1 protein-coding gene and 1 pseudogene are annotated in these 3,177 nt (G+C 39.8%); one reads left to right on the top strand and one right to left on the bottom strand.

The annotated features are described in order from the left end of the window. Positions 1-20 precede the first annotated feature (20 nt). Positions 21-1,913: a RecQ family ATP-dependent DNA helicase gene (locus B2V92_RS17080; protein ID WP_293310362.1), complete on the bottom strand. Its 1,893-nt coding sequence runs from the start codon at positions 1,911-1,913 to the stop codon at positions 21-23. A gap of 430 nt (positions 1,914-2,343) precedes the next feature. On the opposite strand from B2V92_RS17080, the pseudogene B2V92_RS17075 reads away from it, so the two are divergent. Further along, positions 2,344-3,177 (top strand): annotated as a pseudogene (locus tag B2V92_RS17075) (amidohydrolase); the annotation flags it as partial.

Below are 3,177 nucleotides of genomic sequence, written 5' to 3'. Positions count from 1 at the left end.
TCAAATCTCAAATCTCAAATCTAAAGATAGTATTTCTTACCATCACTTTTAATCTTACTGGCATCCAACAATTCCCTTATGGTATCAATCCTTTCGGCTTCAGTACCGTTTTTTATGTTTGTAACCAGATCATCAAGACTTAAAGGTTGTTGCTGAAGCAGGGAAACGATCTCAAATGCGATTTCTTCGCCCATCTGACTTTGATTTTCGGCTCTTTTTTCGGCCAAACAAACATCGCAAACACCACATTTCACAGCATGATGTTCGTCAAAATAATTGAGCAATTGGATACTCCTGCACACATTTGATGAGGTGTAAGCTACTACCGCGTTGATCTGTTTATGCAGAATCTCTTTTCTAAGTCCAAGGTATTTTATATCAAGGTCGAAATGATCCATATCAACCCGCGGCCTCACATATTGCAATTGTGGTTGATCAGTTTGTGGGATATAGGTAAGCAATTCGATACTTTCCAATTTCTTAAGCAATGCTATAATATCTTTGTAAGAAAGACCGGTTTTTTTGGCCAGATCAGCTTCATTGATTTTCACGAATCCATCAAAAGCACCACCGTGCGAACGCTGGATTGTTTTAATAATGCCATCGTAAGCTTTATTTTCGATTTGAAAACGGTAAACATCTTCGTGAGCGGCAATAAACATCATCCTCGAAGGCAGAAAAACACTTTCGGACAAGGTAACGTAGCAATCATGTTCTAAAAATTTTAATGCAGAGATGGTTTTTAATACACTTATATTAAACCGCTTACAGAAATCGGCAATATCAAAATTAAAGGTTAAACCTTCACCGGCACCAAATGCCAGTTGAAAATAATTACCAAGGTAATGATACACCTTTCTGATTTCATCCGGAGAAGGAAAACTATCCAGATAGCGCGATTCTAAACCCAGCACATCAGACTGATTGGCCAGTAGCACCGCATAACTTCTTTTTTCATCGCGCCCTGCCCTTCCTGCTTCCTGATAATAGGCTTCCAAACTTTCAGGCAGATCTAAATGTACCACAAACCTCACATCGGCTTTATCAATCCCCATACCGAAGGCATTGGTAGCTACCATGATCCGGGTTTTATTATTCTTCCATTCCTCCTGCTTTAAAAAACGTACGTCACGTTCTAGTCCGGCATGGTAAAAATCGGCTTTTATCTGGTTTCTATTAATAAAATTGGCTACTTCTGCCGTTTCCCTACGGTTACGTACATAAACCAGTCCTGTACCTTTAACATTCTGACAGATATCGATCAGTTTTTTATATTTATCTTCATTACCGAATACTACGTAACTCAAATTATCGCGGGCGAAACTTTTCACAAAAACCTGAGGGTTTTTCATCTCCAGTTTTTCTACAATGTCTTTCCTTACAAATTCGGTGGCAGTTGCGGTAAGTGCTAATACAGGTACATTGGGTAAAATTTCACGGAGTTTGGCAATCTGCTGGTAAGGCGGCCGGAAATCGTAGCCCCATTGCGAAATACAGTGCGCTTCATCAACGGCAATCAGGTTTACATTCATGTACGAAATGCGCACGCGGACCAAATCAGCCAATAAACGCTCTGGCGACAGGTAAAGAAATTTAATTTTGCCATAAATGCAGTTGTCCAGCAAAATATCGATTTCACGCTTTCCCATTCCGGCGTAAATAGCAATCGCTTCAATCCCCTTCGATTTCAGGTTCTCTACCTGATCTTTCATCAAAGCAATTAATGGCGAAACTACAATACAGATACCATCTTTAACCATTGCCGGTACCTGAAAACAGATCGATTTTCCTCCGCCCGTGGGCAATAGCGCTAAACTGTCATTTCCTTCTAAAACCGAAGTAATAATATCCTGCTGTAGCGGTCTGAAAGCCTGGTGTCCCCAATATTTTTGTAAAATCTCTATTGCTGTCATAAATCGGCGGTATCAAAACTATACATTTAATCCAAAATCGTCACTTATTATTGTTAGAAATTGAAAAAATCATCTTCAGAAAAGATTATTAACTTTGCCAGATAAGACAGATTACATGTTAGAAACGCAATTTGCAGATAAAATTTTCTTCTTAGCGCCGTCACCCTGAATTCATTTCAGGGTCTGAAAAGCAAGAGAGATGCTGAAATGAATTCAGCATGACGATCTGACTAAACTTCATTTATCAGATTGAAATATTAATTGAATTATCAAGACTCTCAGCAGTACTGAGGGAAATGGAAAATAGAACCTTTTTAATACTTTTTTAAAAGCATAACAAAACTCTCAACGGTGTTGAGGCAATTACATTTCAATAAAAAACAGATCAAAGAAAAATACACGAATTACTCAAATAACCATCCCGCATATAATGAAACACCTTTACTTTCTATCCGCTCTTTCCCTATTATTTTTCAGTTCATACGCCCAGGAAAAGAAATGGGATATCGAAAAATATCAGGGCACCACTAAAAACTTTACGCTAAACACGGATGAAGGCACCTGGATGAACCTAGATGTAAGTGCCGACGGACAGGAAATTGTTTTTGATTTATTGGGTGATATCTATGTGATGCCAATTACCGGCGGTATGGCAAAACTGATCAGTGGAGGCGCGGCCTGGGATGTACAACCAAGGTTTAGTCCTAACGGAAAATACATTTCTTACACGAGCGATAAAAGCGGTGGCGATAATATCTGGATCATGAACCGTGATGGTTCGGGTAAAAAACAGATTACCAAAGAGAGTTTCAGGTTATTGAACAATGCTACATGGATGCCCAACAGCGAATATATAGTGGCCAGAAAACACTTTACAGCCAGCCGATCGTTAGGCGCTGGCGAAATGTGGATGTATAGCATAAACGGTGGCGATGGCGTGCAGTTAACCAAACGTAAAAATGATCAGCAGGATGCCGGTGAGCCAAACGTATCGCCAGATGGCAGATACGTTTATTTTAGTGAGGATGTAAGCCCCGGACCAAATTTCGAATACAGCAAAGACCCTAACGGTACTATTTATGCCATCCGCCAACTCGATTTAACCACAGGAAAATTAAGCACGTTAATTAACGAACAGGGAGGCGCCTGCCGTCCACAGGTTTCGCCAGATGGCAATATGATTGCTTTTGTAAAACGAGTAAGGTTAAAGTCTACTTTATATGTGCAAAATCTGAAAACCGGCGAAGAATGGCCTGTAAATGAA

The sequence above is a fragment of the Pedobacter sp. UBA5917 genome, assembly GCF_002432345.1.
Classification (GTDB): domain Bacteria; phylum Bacteroidota; class Bacteroidia; order Sphingobacteriales; family Sphingobacteriaceae; genus Pedobacter.
The sequence above is the reverse complement of the archived record's forward strand: the minus strand, read 5'-3'. Positions and strand labels throughout refer to the sequence as shown.